Origin of the sequence: Thiomonas arsenitoxydans, from assembly GCF_000253115.1 — a bacterium.
Lineage (GTDB): Bacteria > Pseudomonadota > Gammaproteobacteria > Burkholderiales > Burkholderiaceae_C > Thiomonas > Thiomonas arsenitoxydans.
In genome coordinates this window covers 1376964-1390247 of sequence record NC_014145.1, presented here as the reverse complement: position 1 = coordinate 1390247, position 13284 = coordinate 1376964, and the positions used below count along the sequence as shown (strand labels likewise).

The window sequence follows — 13284 nt, the reverse complement described above, 5'->3', positions numbered from 1 at the left end:
TCACTTTTTTAGTGCAGCGCCTTGTAAAGCAGGTGGGCGAGTTCGCGAGAGATGCCGTCCACCGTCATCAGGTCGTCTTCGCTGGCGGCCTCGACGCCGCGAATGCCGCCAAACCGCGCCAGCAGCTTGGCGCGGCGCTTGGGGCCGATGCCGGGAATGTCTTCGAGCCGCGAACCGCCCGTGCGCACCTTGGCGCGCGCCGCTCGCATGCCGGTGATGGCAAAGCGGTGCGCCTCGTCGCGGATTTGCGCCACCAGCATGAGGGCGGCGCTATCGGCCGGTAGCGTCAGCTTGGGGCGGCCGTCGGCAAACACCAGTTCCTCCAGACCGACCTTGCGGCCCTCGCCTTTTTCCACGCCAACGATCACGCTGAGATCCAGACCGAGCTCGGTGAACACCTCGCGCGCCATGGTCACCTGCCCGCGACCGCCATCGACCAGCACCAGATCGGGCAGGCGTGCATCGCTAGGCGTTTCGCCGTCGGCAGCAAACGCCCCCTGGGCCTGCGCCTCGGCAACGCGCTTATAGCGCCGGGTGAGCACCTGGCGCATCGCGGCGTAGTCGTCGCCCGGCGTGATGTCGTTGATGCGAAACCGCCGGTATTGCGACGGCTGCATGGCGTGTTCGGCGTACACCACGCAAGACGCCTGCGTGGCCTCGCCCGCGGTATGGCTGATGTCGAAGCATTCCGCGCGCAAGCCTTCGGCCTGTTCGGCGCCCAGGCCAAGCGCCTGCGCCAAGGCAAAGGTGCGCTCGCGCTGCGAGCCTTCTTCCGCGAGCAAGCGTGTCAGCGCGATCTGCGCGCCTTTTTGTGCCATTTCCAGCCAGTCGCGCCGCTGACCGCGCGGCTGCGTGACCTGCTGCATGCGATGCCCAGCGTGTTCGCCCAGGGCATCGAGCAATTCCGGCTCGACGGGCAAGTCGCACACCAGAACCGGCGGCGGCGCCATCTGCAGGTAATGCTGCGCGACAAAAGCCTGCAGCACCCGCTGCGCGGCCTGGCCGGGAGCGCCCTGTTCGGGGGCGACGCCATCCGCCAGGTCGTCGCCCAACTCCAACGCCGCCTGAACTTGGCTGGGAAAGTAGGCCCGGTCGCCCAGATGCCGACCGCCGCGCACCATGGCGAGGTTGACGCAGGCCCGACCTCCCTTGAGCGCCACGGCCAGGATGTCCACGTCTTCGGCGCTGCCCACTTCCATGCTTTGCTGCTGCAGTACGCCTGAGAGCGCGGCGATCTGGTCGCGCAGCACAGCGGCCTCCTCGAAACGCAGCGCGTCGGAGAGCGACTGCATCTGCAACTGCAGATCGCCCATCACCACCCCGTGATCGCCACGCAAAAAGCGCACTGCATGCTGCACGTCGCGCGCATAGTCCGCCGCGCTGATCTTGCCCACGCAGGGCGCCGTGCAGCGGTGAATCTGGTGCAGCAGGCAGGGCCGACTGCGGTTGGAAAACACCGTGTCCTCGCAAGTGCGCAACTGAAACACCTTTTGCAGCACCGCGATGCTTTCCTTCACCGACCAGGCGTTTGGATAGGGGCCGAAATACTGCTGCTTGCGGTCGGTCGCACCGCGGTAATACGCCACGCGCGGGTATTCGTGCGCCGTGGTGATCTGCAAATACGGGTAAGACTTGTCGTCGCGGAACAGAATGTTGTAGCGCGGATGCTGCGTCTTGATCAGGTTGTTTTCGAGCAGCAGCGCCTCGGCCTCGGTGCGGGTGACCGTGGTGTCGAGCCGATGAATGCGCGACACCATCAGCCCGATGCGCGTGCCGCCATGATCTTTCTGGAAGTAGCTCGACACGCGCTTGCGCAGATCGCGCGCCTTGCCCACGTAGAGCAGACTGCCATCGGCCGCGAAGTAGCGATAAACGCCGGGCAGATGCGGCAACGCCGCGACCTGCGCCAGCAGCGCCGCGCTGTGCTCCGGTTGTGAAGGATCGGATGCCATGAGTCTCAGTTCACAAGGTGCAAGGCCTGCTCGAACACCGCGCGAAACATCGAGGCGGTCAAGCGGCCGGTGTTCTGGTTGTAGCGGCTGCAGTGGTAGCTGTCGATCAGCATATAGTCGCCCAAGCGATGCTCTGCGGCATGGGCGAAGCGGGCCGAGGAGGCTTTCTGCCCCAGCGCCATGAGCACCGCGTCGTGCGCTACCTTGCCCAGAGCGACGATCACCCGCAGATTCGTCATGGCCGTGATCTCTGCGGCGATGAATCGATTGCAGGTGCGAATCTCCGCGGGCAAGGGCTTGTTTTCAGGCGGCAGACATTTCACCGCGTTGCTGATGCGGCAGCCGTGCAGTTGCAGGCCATCGTCGGCCCGCAGCGTCGAGGGGTGATCGCCGATCCGCACGGGTACGGGCCGCGAAGCCAGACCCAGTTCGGTGAGCGTGCCGAACAGCAGCGGCCCGGCGCCATCTCCCGTGAACGGGCGCCCCGAGGCATTGGCCCCCTTCAGGCCTGGCGCCAGGCCCGCGATGAGCAGCGGCGCATCCAGCGGCCCCAAAGGCGGCACCGGCAGACAGGCAAAATCGGGATGATCTTGTTTGACTTGGTGTAAAAAGGCCGCTAGTCGTGGGCACAGACGACAATGCGGATCATAAAAAAGTGAGCTCGAAAGCGGTGCGTCGTCACCTTGCATATTCATGAAAGTCCAACATCGGTGGGATTTGTTTTGCCATGTCGTCGATAACCTCGGCGATATCGGCGTGACTTGGCGACTTGCTCGGCAACTCGCCGCGGAGCACCAGCAACAGGTGCGATTATTCCTGGACGACTTCAAGGCGTTCGCCCATATTGCGCCGCAGGTTCAGCTCCGTGCTGCGGAGCAGAACCTGGCCGGGGTGCAGATTGTGCCTTGGGCCCGGCAGGCCCAGGCCACGCCGGGCGATGTGGTCGTCGAAATGTTCGGCTGTCACCTGAGCGACGCCTTCATTGCGCAGATCGGCAAGGCCTCGCCCCAGCCCGTCTGGCTGAACCTCGAACACCTCAGCGCAGAAAAGTGGGTCGACCTGCATCACCTCAAGCCTTCGCCGCAAAGCGGTGGGCTGATGAAGTATTTCTACTACCCCGGCTTCACCGACAAATCCGGCGGTCTGCTGCGCGAATCCAACCTGATCTCGCAGCGCGACAACTGGCAGATGCAGCCCTCGGCCAAACGCATCGCCCTGCGCGCCCTCGGCCTGCCGCCCCCGCCCGACCATGCGCTTACCGTGCTGCTGTTCAGCTATGCCCGTCAGCGGCTCGATGGCTGGCTGCACACCATGGCCGCTTCCGAGCGTCCGGTGGCACTCTGGGTCTGCCCCGGCCCGGTGATGACGGCCATCAACACCTGGCTGGACATGACGCTGCAAACCGGCCAGATCACCTCGCGCGGCAGCCTGAGCATCTACGCCCTGCCGTACATCCCGCAGCAACGCTTCGACGAACTGCTCTGGGCGGCCGACGTCTGCATCGTGCGGGGAGAAGATTCCTTCGTCCGCGCGCAATGGGCAGCCAAGCCCTTCGTCTGGCACATCTACCCACAGGAAGACAGCGCCCACGACCGCAAGCTGGATGCCTTCCTCGATCTCTACCTCAATGAAGCCGACAGCGAACTGCGCGACACCGTGGTGCATTTCTGGACCGCCTGGAACCGGGGCCTCGACCTGGCGCCCGCCTGGCTGGAGTTTGTGAGCAGCCTGCCCGCCTTGCAGCGCCATGCGCTCAAGTGGTCTCGCAGCCTGCAAACCCAAGCTGATCTGGCCAGTCAACTGGTCGATGAAGTGCAGCAACTCGCCAGCAATCGGCCCTCCCTTGCACCCGCCCGGTAGAATGAGCGTTTATTTGAAACCCCACAGACTGTTCAATGAAGATCGCACAAGAAATCCGCGCCGGTAATGTCATCATGGTTGGCGACAACCCGATGGTGGTGCAAAAGACCGAATACAGCCGCGGTGGCCGCAATGCCGCCACGGTCAAAATGAAACTGAAGAACCTGCTCACCAGCGGCGGCACCGAAGTGGTTTACAAGGCCGACGACAAGATCGACTCGGTCACGCTGGAGCGCAAAGAGTGCACTTACTCTTACTTCGCCGACCCGATGTACGTCTTCATGGACGCCGACTACAACCAATACGAAGTCGAAAAAGACAATATGGGCGACAGCCTGAACTACCTCGAAGACGGCATGTCCGTCGAAGTGGTGTTCTACGACGGCAAGGCCATCTCCGTCGAAATGCCCACGACCGTGGTGCGCGAAATCATCTATACCGAACCCGCCATCAAGGGCGACACTTCCGGCAAGGTGCTCAAGCCCGCCAAACTCGCCACCGGCTATGAAGTGCCCGTCCCCATTTTTGTCGCCACCGGCGACAAGATCGAGATCGACACCCGCACCGGCGAATATCGCAGCCGCGTCTGACGCCAGATCGAGCCGGTCAGCTCACATTGACAAAGCCGCCCGAGGGCGGCTTTGTTGTTTCAATTCAGCCCTTCTTAGGAAGAGAACCGCTGACACCAGCCGTTCGGAAAGATGGTTCCCGCAACCAGTCGGCAAGACCCGCTGGCCGTAGCCGATGAGCCCGGAATGAAGTAGGCGCAGTTGCTGCACTGCTGGCCGCTGTGCGGCATGTCCTGATAGTGCACGGCTGCCTTGCTCAGCATGCCGTCGTCGGCCTGTGCCGGCACGATGGCCGCAGCGCCGACCACCGCGAGCAGCAGGCCGCCGCGGCGCAACAGACTGCGCCGCTGGGGGTTGGTCAGGGGAAATGACGATTTCGGGTTATGCATGAGTGATCTCCTTTGACACGATACTGAAGCGGAGGCCCGCGAGCCTGCGCAAAACCAGATGCCAATGCGCCTTATTGGTGGACGACGTGAGGCTCCATCGGCGCCAGAATCGCCAACAACTGGTTCTGCAGCCCCAGGGGCACGTGATTGCTGTCCATGGACTTCTGCAGATCTTCGACCAGGGCATTGAAATCGGCCGTGCTCAGATTCATGCCTTTGTGCGCCTGCCGCATATTCAGCCCGGTGTACTTGCACGGGCCGCCGGTGCCTTCGCACACCTGATTGACCAGTTCCATCTGCAGATGCGGAATATTGGTCTTGGCGAAGAAATGGTTGATGCGATTGTCGGCGGCAACGTTGACGATCATGTCGTGCACGACCTTGGTGATGGCCGGTTTGCCGCCGAGCTGTTCATATAGCGTCTGACCCGAGGTCATCTGAGCATGCGCCAGCGCCGGAAATGCCAGCGCGCAGGTCAGGGCGACGCCGCCGAGATGGCGCGCCAGCGGGAGGGATTGCAGTTTCATGGATGTTTCTCCTGAAAGGGTTAGAAATCAGAACGTGCCGTTGAGCGAGAGGTAGAAGCCTTTGTTGCTGGCCTGGAACGGCAAGGGGCCGAGATCGGCATAAGCGGCGGTCAACGACAGGCTCTTGTTCGGGAAGTAGGCGATGAACACGTCTTTCATCGTGCCGGGCGAACCGATGGCCGTGGCGCTGGAATTGATCGGGTACTTCATGTTGTCGGGTTGCTGTCGGAACTCGCCACCCACGGCCACATCCGGGCGCAAGAACACCGCCGCCGAGCCCTCGAGTTCGGCGTGGTAGCTGTCGTTGCTCTTGGTTCCCAGCGCCCCGGCGATGCCGTTGTTGGCATTGGTGCCGAAGCCCAGCAGACCCATGGCGTTGGCCTTGGTGCCGCGCAAGGTCAGGTTGACCAGCGTGACGCGATGGAACAGGCCGTTGAGGAATACCTTGGTCGCGGCGACGTAGAAATCGGTACCCGAATCGCTGGCGGCGCCAAAGAATTTCGGAATGCCGATCGGGCCCAGCCCAGAGAAGTTGCTGTTGAAATCGTTGTTTTTCTTGTATTTGATGCCCACGGACACCTGCGGATAGGGCGTATAGAGCACATCGCCAAACAGCCGGGCCTTCAGCCCCAGCACGTCCATGCTGATGGTCTGGTTGCCCAGATTGATGCTTGGCGCTACGCCGCCGCTGTTGATCAAGCCCAACCCACCGGGCTGATTGCCCAGCACACCCAGACTGGACAAGCTGCCCAGATTGACGTTGAGATTCTCGTGGGCCACCGAGATCTCGAAGCGGTTGTGAATGCCCACAGCCGCGCCCAGAGTGGTCAGCCCATAGTTCGGCACGGTGACGTAAGTGCCGGTGACCGAGCCGCCGACCTCGTCGCCTGTGTCATACCCGGCAATTACCGCCCAGGGGGTGATACCGCCCCCCGTGGAGCCGCCCACCTCGGTGACCCCGCTGGTCGCCAGCAGCCGACTGCCCTGCGCATGTGCTGCGCTCATTCCCCAGACCCCCAGCCCTGCCACGGCTGTGGCCGCGAGGGTTCTCTTCCAACGATGTGTACTCATGGTCTCGCTCCTTATGGTCAGATGTTCCATCCCACGCGCGTGAAATGACCGCAGCCTCAAGCCGACCCCAGCCGGTTTTCGTCTCCGATATGAGCGATACGCCGCGACGAAGGCGGCGGATTCAGAAAAATCGAATAAAACACCAAGAGATATGTAACTATTTGCGTCTAACTCGCGCTGCACGACTTTTGGAGTGCGTTTAGCATCCGGCCATGAACACTTCGCCCATCCCACCCGAATCCGATCTGTTGCATTGGGAAGACTTTCCCGCAGGGGCCATGCGCGACTGCGGCAGCACCCTGGTCAGCCGAGAAGCCGTGCTCGACTTCGCCCGCCAGTTCGACCCGCAACCTTTCCACGTCGACGATGAAGCGGCCAAAAACTCCCTTTTCGGCGGGCTCGCTGCCAGCGGCTGGCATACCTGCAGCATGGCGATGCGGCTGATGTGCGACGCCTACCTGCTGCGTTCGACCAGCCTGGGCTCGCCCGGCATCGACGAATTGCGCTGGTTGAAGCCCGTCCACCCGGGCGATCGGCTGCGCCTTCGCATGACGGTGCTGGCCGCGCGCCCCATGCGCAGCAAGCCCGACGTCGGGCTGGTGCAGTCGCAGTGGGAGCTTTTCAATCAACACGATGACTGCGTGCTGAGCATGAAGGGCTGGGGCATGTTCAAACGGCGCGCACCAGGCGCCGAGGGCCCAGAGGCTGGCGCGCAACCCTGATCGTCAGGCGAGCGCGCTGGAGTAGGCCGCAGCGTCGCCGCGCTGTGTGGCAGCCAGATGGCCGGAAAATTGCTTGCTGATCCGGCCCCGGCAAGTTGCTGACATACGAGCGACCTACCATTCGAGCCGCGCTTGGCGCACACGGTTTCAATGATGTGTGTCAATTTTTCGTGGCTAGGAGGGTTTGTCAGCCCTATGTCGGCCGCGCTTCTCCCTACACTGAATCTGGATTTTTCTCATGGCCACTTCGACACCGACAGAACACAATATGGGCGCTACTCCCTCTTTCGACATGGTGTTGTTCGGTGGCACTGGCGATCTGGCCATGCGCAAGCTGCTGCCCGCGCTGTATCAGGCGCACCAATCCGGCACCTTGCATCCGGCCGGGCGCATCGTCGCCCTCGGCCGGGGCGCGCTGACGCTGGATGACTATCTGGCGCAGGTGCGCACCCAATCGGGCCCGCACCTCAAGGCGGATTTCAGCTCCCCGGTCTGGACGGCCTTCGCCGCCCGCGTCACCTACCTCAAGCTCGACGCCGCTCACCCGGCCGATTTCGACGCCCTGGCCGAACTGCTGGGCAGAGGCGGCGAACGGGTCACGGTCTGCTACCTCGCCACCGCGCCGTCCCTGTTTGCCGGCATCTGCGCGCAACTCGCCCGCGTCGGGCTCAATCATCCCGACGTGCGCGTGGTGCTGGAGAAACCCCTGGGCCACGATCTGGACTCTTCCGACGCCATCAACGCGGCGGTAGCTCAGTCTTTTGCCGAGAGCCAGCTCTACCGCATCGACCACTATCTGGGCAAGGAGTCGGTGCAAAACCTCATGGCCATGCGCTTTGGCAACGTGCTGTTCGAGCCGCTGTGGCGCCGCGAGTGGGTGGACAACGTGCAGATCACCATCGCCGAAGACCTGGGGGTGGAGGGGCGCGGCGAGTTTTACGACAAAACCGGCGCGCTGCGCGACATGGTGCAGAACCACTTGCTGCAACTGCTGTGCATGGTGGCCATGGAGCCGCCGGCCAGTTTGCAGGCCGATGCCATTCGCGACGAGAAGCTCAAGGTGCTGCAGGCGCTCAAGCCCTTCACCGAATCCGACGTGGCCACCCGGACGGTACGCGGACAATACCGCGCCGGCGCCATCGACGGCAAACCCGTGGCGGGCTATCTGCAAGAGCCCGACATCGATCCGGCCAGCCGCACCGAAACCTTCGTGGCGATCAAGGCCGAGGTCGTCAACTGGCGCTGGGCCGGGGTGCCCTTCTTTTTGCGCACCGGCAAGCGGCTGCAGGAACGGTTGGCGGAAATTGTCATCAACTTCCGGGCGGTGCCGCTGTCGCTGTTTGGCGGCCCGGTCGGGCTGCAGGGGGCCAATCGCCTAGTCATCCGGCTGCAGCCCGATGAGAGCATCAGCCTGCATTTTCTCGCCAAGGAACCCGGCGACGGCATGCGGCTGCACCCCACCCAGCTCGATCTGGACTTCGAGTCCACCGCGCAAAAACGCCGCGCCGATGCCTATGAGCGGCTGCTGCTCGACGTGATCCGCGGCCAGCTGGGGCTGTTCATGCGCCGCGACGAACTCACCGCCGCCTGGCGCTGGGTGGAGCCCATTCTGGACTGCTGGGAGCGTAATGGCGAGGCGCCCAAGACCTACACCGCAGGCACCTGGGGGCCGGCCGCCTCCAGCGCCCTGCTCTCGCGCGATGGCGCTTCATGGCATGAGGAACTGTGAGTGATGCTGCACCTCTGCACCACCCCGCAGGAGCAAATCGACCGATTGGTGCGCACCCTGGCCGACGCGCTGGCGCAGGACATCGCCCAGCAAGGACGGGCCGTGCTGGCGGTCTCCGGCGGGCGCTCGCCCATTGCCTTGTTTCAGGCGCTGGCGCGGGCGCCGATCGACTGGCCGCGCGTCACCCTCACTCTGGTCGATGAGCGGCTGGTGCCGCCCGACCACGCCGACAGCAACGCCGCCCTGGTGCGCGCCCATTTGCTGACGGGCGCCGCCGCGCAGGCCCAGTTCCTGCCCCTGGTCGATGATGCGTCCGATCTGGCCGGATGCGTGGACCGTGCCAACGCGCAATTCCGCGCTCTCGCGCAACCCCTCACCGCTGCGCTGCTGGGCATGGGCGATGACGGCCATACCGCCTCGCTGTTTCCCGGCGCTGCCGAACTGCCCCTCGGGCTTAGCCCAGACTATGCCCTGCCCTACTTGGCCGTGACGCCGCCGCACGCCGCGCACACGCGCATCAGCCTGAGCCTGGCCGCGCTGCTCGGCGCGGGTCGGCTATTGCTGTCGATTTCGGGCGAGACCAAACGCGCCGTCTATGCACGCGCCAGCGAACCGCCGCCCACTCCGCATCTGCCCATTGGCTACCTCATCCAGCAGTCCAAAACACCGTTCGACGCCTATTGGTTTGCCTGATGGGCGCCCTGATTCCGTCTGCCTTGATTCTGTCCCCCTGACTCATGACGCCCACCCCCCGTTTTCCCCGCTCCAGCGGCGTGCTGCTGCACCTCACCAGTCTGCCCAGCCCGCACGGCAGCGGCGATCTCGGGCCCGCGGCCTACCACTTCATCGACTGGCTGCATGCCGCCGGACAATCGGTCTGGCAATTCCTGCCGCTGGGCGGCATCGGCCTGGGCGGCTCGCCCTATATGAGCAGTTCGGCCTTCGCCGGCAATGTGCTGCTGATCGACCTCACCGAGCTGCACCGGCGCGGCTGGCTGGAAGCCGACGATCTCGTCGCGCAAGAGGGACTGTCGGACGAGCGCGTGCAGTTCGACCGCGTCATCCCGTATCGCATGGAACGTCTGCGCCGGGCCGCAGCGCGGTTCGAGACGACCGCCACGCCGCAGGAGCGCGCCGACCTGGCCGCCTTCCAAACCAAGCACGCCGTCTGGCTCAACGACTACGCGTTGTTCATGGCGCTGTCCGAGCACTACGGCGAGCGCTTGTGGAACACCTGGGACGCCGCGCTGGCGCAACGTCAGCCCGAAGCGCTGCAGCAAGCACGGGCGCGGCACGCCGAGCGCGTCGCCTTCTGGACCTTCGCCCAATGGTGCTTTTTCCGCCAATGGGCCGCGCTGCGCGCCTACGCCCACGACAAAGGCGTGCGGCTGATGGGCGACATGCCGATTTTCATTTCGCTCAACAGCGCCGATGTATGGGCCCGGCCCGACCTGTTCCAGCTCGACGCCAGCGGCAACCCCACCGTTGTGGCCGGGGTGCCGCCCGACTATTTTTCCGCCACCGGCCAGCGCTGGGGCAACCCGCATTACCGCTGGGCGGCGCACGAGGCCGAAGGGTTTGCCTGGTGGATCGCGCGGCTGCGCGCCACCTTCGAGCTGGTGGACTGGGTGCGCGTCGATCATTTCCGCGGTTTCGAGAGCTGCTGGGAAATCCCCGCCGACGAGCCCACGGCCATCGGCGGCCGCTGGGTGCAGACGCCGGGCGTGGCGCTGTTCGAGGCGGTGTCCAAAGCGCTCGGGCCCCTGCCCATCATTGCCGAAGATCTGGGCGTCATCACCCCCGAAGTCACCGCCCTGCGCCAGCGCTTCGGCTTTCCCGGCATGCGCATCCTGCACTTCGCCTGGGGGCAGAACGATGGCGGCGACAACGCCTACCTGCCGCACAACTACACCCACGACACCGTGGTCTATCCCGGCACCCACGACAACGACACCTCGCAGGGCTGGTGGGCGACTGCGCCTGAAGCGGTGCGCCACCATCTGCGCGAATACCTCGCCTGCGACGGCGGCGACATCGCCTGGACGCTGATCCGCGCCGCCAGCGCCAGCGTGGCCGACATCGCCCTGTTCGCCTTGCAGGACGTGCTGCGTCTGGATGGCACGCAGCGCATGAACACACCGGGCACGGCGCAAGGCAACTGGACCTGGCGCTTCACCTGGGATCAGGTACAACCGGGGCATGCAGCTGGCCTGCTGCGTTTCGGCCAGCTCTACAACCGTCTCCCCGCCTGAACTGGAACCTCGCCATGCTGACCGAACACGACATCGCCGACCTCGCCGCAGGCCACCACGCCGACCCTTTTGGCGTGCTCGGCATGCATTTGCGCGGCGCCACGCTGTGGGTGAATGCCGTACTGCCCGGCGCGCTGGGCGTGGAGGTGATCGAGCGCACCAGCGGCGAATCGGTCGCCGCGCTGGAGCGGCAGCACGAGACCGCGGTATTCAGCGCCCGCATGGGCCACCGCCGCAAGCCCTTCGACTATGTGCTGCGGGTGACCTGGCCGCCCTTGCAGCCGGGCGATCCGAACTGGGTGACCGACCTCGAAGACCCCTACCGCTTTCCGCAAGTGCTGGGCGAGACCGACGCCTGGCTGCTGGCCGAAGGCACCCATCTGCGTCCCTACGAATGTCTGGGCGCGCATCCGGGCGAGATGCTCGGCGTGGCTGGCACACGCTTTGCGGTGTGGGCGCCCAACGCGCGGCGCGTTTCGGTGATCGGCGATTTCAACGGCTGGGACGGCCGCCGCCACCCCATGCGGCTGCGGCGCGAATGCGGCGTGTGGGAAATCTTCCTCCCCGGCGTGAGCCAGGGCGCGCTTTACAAATTCGAGATCCTCACCCAGCACGGCGAACTGCTGCAAAAGGCCGATCCGATGGCCTTCCGCGCCGAACTGCGACCCAACACCGCCAGCATCGTGCAGGGCCTGCCGCCCCTGCACCCCATCCGCCCCGGCATGGCGCAGGCCAATGGCTTCGAGGCACCCATCAGCATTTACGAGGTGCATCTGGGCTCGTGGCGCAAGGTGGAGGGCTGGCGCTGGCTGAGCTACCGCGAACTGGCCGAAACCCTGGTGCCCTATGCCCGCGACCTGGGCTTCACCCATCTGGAGCTGCTGCCGGTCAGCGAACATCCCTTCGACGGCTCCTGGGGCTATCAGCCCATCAGCCTGTATGCGCCCACCGCGCGCTTCGGCACGCCCGAAGACTTTCAGTTTTTGGTCGATGCCGCGCACGAAGCCGGACTGGGCGTGATTCTCGACTGGGTGCCGGCACACTTTCCATCCGACCCGCATGGCCTGGCCAACTTCGACGGCACACATCTGTACGAATACGCCGACCCGAAAGAGGGCTTCCACCACGACTGGAACACCCTGATCTACAACTTCGGCCGCACCGAAGTACGCAACTATCTGGTGGCCAACGCCCTGTACTGGCTGGAGCGCTTCAACATCGACGGCCTGCGCGTGGACGCCGTAGCCTCCATGCTCTACCGCGACTACAGCCGCCCGGCCGGTCAGTGGGTGCCCAACAAGTTCGGCGGACGTGAGAACCTCGAAGCCATCGACTTTCTGCGCCGCATGAACCACACCGTCGGCGTGCAGCGGCCGGGCGCCATAACCCTCGCGGAAGAGTCCACCGCCTTTCCCGGCGTCAGCCGCCCGCCGAGCGACGACCTGCAAAGCGGCGGCCTGGGCTTTCACTACAAGTGGAATATGGGCTGGATGCACGACAGCCTGAGCTACATCCGCCGAGACCCGGTGCACCGCAAGTACCACCACAACGAGCTGACCTTCAGCATGATGTACGCCTATGACGAGAACTTCGTGCTGCCGCTCTCGCACGACGAAGTGGTGCATGGCAAAGGCTCGCTGCTCGCCAAGATGCCCGGCGACCGCTGGCAACAGTTCGCCAACCTGCGCGCCTATCTCGGCTATATGTTCAGTCATCCTGGCAAGAAGCTGCTGTTCATGGGCGACGAATTCGCGCAGGCTTCGGAATGGCAGTCCGACTACAGCCTCGACTGGGACGCGCTGCTGCACGCGCCCAACCAGGGCGTGCAACGTCTGGTGCGCGACCTCAACCTCACCTACCGCGCCCACCCGGCGCTGCATCAGCTCGACCATCACCCGGGCGGCTTCGCCTGGATCACCTATGACGACGCTTCGCAATCGGTGCTGGCCTACGAGCGCGGTGCCAGCGAGGGCAGCCGCTTCGTCGTGCTGTGCAACTTCACCCCCACCCCGCGTCACGACTACCGCATCGGCGTGCCGCAAGGCGGGCGCTGGGAGGCGCTGATCAATACCGACGATGCCGTGTACGACGGCTCCGGCCTGTCGCTGGCCCTGCGCGAAGCCGAGGCCCAGCCCTCGCATGGCCGCCCGTTCTCGCTGCAACTCACCCTGCCGCCGCTGGCTTGCGTCATTCTGCGGCCCGCCGCCTGATGC

The 13284-nt window shown here is 64.6% G+C and carries 12 protein-coding genes; 7 read left to right on the top strand and 5 right to left on the bottom strand.

From position 1 onward, the window contains the following. Positions 1-8 precede the first annotated feature (8 nt). Together uvrC and THI_RS06395 are read right to left on the bottom strand one after the other, a co-directional pair. A complete protein-coding gene (gene uvrC / locus THI_RS06400) occupies positions 9-1952 on the bottom strand; it encodes an excinuclease ABC subunit UvrC (protein WP_013105423.1) in 1944 nt (647 codons plus the stop codon). Positions 1953-1957: 5 nt separating this feature from the next. Beyond that, entirely contained in the window at positions 1958-2515 is a 558-nt protein-coding gene (locus tag THI_RS06395; protein ID WP_231836414.1) for a uracil-DNA glycosylase, read from the bottom strand. A 130-nt stretch (positions 2516-2645) separates the two neighbouring features. On the opposite strand from THI_RS06395, the gene earP reads away from it, so the two are divergent. Next, complete coding sequence (earP, locus tag THI_RS06390; protein WP_013105421.1) at positions 2646-3812, top strand: elongation factor P maturation arginine rhamnosyltransferase EarP; 1167 nt, start codon at positions 2646-2648, stop codon at positions 3810-3812. A gap of 35 nt (positions 3813-3847) precedes the next feature. After that, a complete protein-coding gene (gene efp / locus THI_RS06385; protein ID WP_013105420.1) occupies positions 3848-4402 on the top strand; it encodes an elongation factor P in 555 nt (184 codons plus the stop codon). 74 nt (positions 4403-4476) lie between these two features. On the opposite strand, the gene THI_RS06380 is transcribed toward efp, so the two are convergent. The 3 genes from THI_RS06380 to THI_RS06370 form a co-directional block, all read right to left on the bottom strand. Beyond that, a complete protein-coding gene (locus tag THI_RS06380; protein WP_013105419.1) occupies positions 4477-4770 on the bottom strand; it encodes a high-potential iron-sulfur protein in 294 nt (97 codons plus the stop codon). A 71-nt stretch (positions 4771-4841) separates the two neighbouring features. Further along, positions 4842-5297 carry a group I truncated hemoglobin gene (locus THI_RS06375; RefSeq protein ID WP_013105418.1) on the bottom strand — a complete coding sequence of 152 codons (456 nt, stop codon included), beginning with the start codon at positions 5295-5297 and terminating at the stop codon, positions 4842-4844. A gap of 27 nt (positions 5298-5324) precedes the next feature. Then, the gene (locus THI_RS06370; protein ID WP_013105417.1) at positions 5325-6368 is read right to left on the bottom strand and encodes a DUF3034 family protein; all 1044 of its coding nucleotides are present in this window, start codon (positions 6366-6368) and stop codon (positions 5325-5327) included. A 212-nt stretch (positions 6369-6580) separates the two neighbouring features. On the opposite strand from THI_RS06370, the gene THI_RS06365 reads away from it, so the two are divergent. The 5 genes from THI_RS06365 (at position 6581) to glgB (ending at position 13281) form a co-directional block, all read left to right on the top strand. Beyond that, the gene (locus THI_RS06365) at positions 6581-7090 is read left to right on the top strand and encodes a MaoC family dehydratase (RefSeq protein WP_013105416.1); all 510 of its coding nucleotides are present in this window, start codon (positions 6581-6583) and stop codon (positions 7088-7090) included. 238 nt (positions 7091-7328) lie between these two features. Next, positions 7329-8819, top strand: a complete 1491-nt coding sequence (zwf, locus tag THI_RS06360; protein ID WP_176140467.1) for a glucose-6-phosphate dehydrogenase — start codon at positions 7329-7331, stop codon at positions 8817-8819. A gap of 3 nt (positions 8820-8822) precedes the next feature. After that, positions 8823-9512: a 6-phosphogluconolactonase gene (gene pgl / locus THI_RS06355; RefSeq protein ID WP_013105414.1), complete on the top strand. Its 690-nt coding sequence runs from the start codon at positions 8823-8825 to the stop codon at positions 9510-9512. A 44-nt stretch (positions 9513-9556) separates the two neighbouring features. Then, positions 9557-11071 carry a 4-alpha-glucanotransferase gene (gene malQ / locus THI_RS06350; protein ID WP_013105413.1) on the top strand — a complete coding sequence of 505 codons (1515 nt, stop codon included), beginning with the start codon at positions 9557-9559 and terminating at the stop codon, positions 11069-11071. A gap of 14 nt (positions 11072-11085) precedes the next feature. Next, positions 11086-13281, top strand: a complete 2196-nt coding sequence (glgB, locus tag THI_RS06345) for a 1,4-alpha-glucan branching protein GlgB (RefSeq protein WP_013105412.1) — start codon at positions 11086-11088, stop codon at positions 13279-13281. Positions 13282-13284 lie beyond the last annotated feature (3 nt).

Excerpts from the sequence above, each read along its gene's own strand:
- uvrC (WP_013105423.1), bottom strand. The coding sequence starts at position 1,952 with ATGGCATCCGATCCTTCACAACCGGAGCACAGCGCGGCGCTGCTGGCG.
- earP (WP_013105421.1), top strand. The coding sequence starts at position 2,646 with ATGAAAGTCCAACATCGGTGGGATTTGTTTTGCCATGTCGTCGATAAC.
- efp (WP_013105420.1), top strand. The coding sequence starts at position 3,848 with ATGAAGATCGCACAAGAAATCCGCGCCGGTAATGTCATCATGGTTGGC.
- THI_RS06380 (WP_013105419.1), bottom strand. The coding sequence starts at position 4,770 with ATGCATAACCCGAAATCGTCATTTCCCCTGACCAACCCCCAGCGGCGC.
- THI_RS06375 (WP_013105418.1), bottom strand. The coding sequence starts at position 5,297 with ATGAAACTGCAATCCCTCCCGCTGGCGCGCCATCTCGGCGGCGTCGCC.
- THI_RS06370 (WP_013105417.1), bottom strand. The coding sequence starts at position 6,368 with ATGAGTACACATCGTTGGAAGAGAACCCTCGCGGCCACAGCCGTGGCA.
- THI_RS06365 (WP_013105416.1), top strand. The coding sequence starts at position 6,581 with ATGAACACTTCGCCCATCCCACCCGAATCCGATCTGTTGCATTGGGAA.
- zwf (WP_176140467.1), top strand. The coding sequence starts at position 7,329 with ATGGCCACTTCGACACCGACAGAACACAATATGGGCGCTACTCCCTCT.
- pgl (WP_013105414.1), top strand. The coding sequence starts at position 8,823 with ATGCTGCACCTCTGCACCACCCCGCAGGAGCAAATCGACCGATTGGTG.
- malQ (WP_013105413.1), top strand. The coding sequence starts at position 9,557 with ATGACGCCCACCCCCCGTTTTCCCCGCTCCAGCGGCGTGCTGCTGCAC.
- glgB (WP_013105412.1), top strand. The coding sequence starts at position 11,086 with ATGCTGACCGAACACGACATCGCCGACCTCGCCGCAGGCCACCACGCC.